Origin of the sequence: Pseudomonas sp. SWRI179, assembly GCF_014268705.1 — a bacterium.
GTDB lineage: Bacteria > Pseudomonadota > Gammaproteobacteria > Pseudomonadales > Pseudomonadaceae > Aquipseudomonas > Aquipseudomonas zanjanensis.
This window is the reverse complement of record NZ_JABWRA010000165.1, coordinates 1-247: the sequence shown is the minus strand read 5'-3', so window position 1 is coordinate 247 and position 247 is coordinate 1. Positions and strand designations below refer to the sequence as shown.

The 247-nt window shown below is 59.5% G+C and carries 1 protein-coding gene; it reads right to left on the bottom strand.

All coding sequences use genetic code 11. The annotated features are described in order from the left end of the window. Nucleotides 1–247 (bottom strand): immunoglobulin-like domain-containing protein (locus tag HU767_RS28645; protein ID WP_186731126.1); only part of this gene is annotated, 247 nt, incomplete at both ends.

Genomic DNA, 247 nt, shown 5'->3' with positions numbered 1-247 from the left:
TTTCGGTGACGGTAGTCGGACCTTGGTACACATCGTTGCCAACGGCTACATCCAACGCACCCGAGCTAGCGCCGGCTGCGATGGTGATGGTCTTGCCGCTTTCCAACGTCACGGTGACCGGACCGTTTTGCGCAGTAACAGGCTTGCCATCGGCACCGGTCAGGGTGGCGGTGTAGGTGATGGTGCCGTTTTCGTTCACGGTCGGCGTAGCAGTCAACGTCACGGTAGTGGTGTCGTTGACATCGCT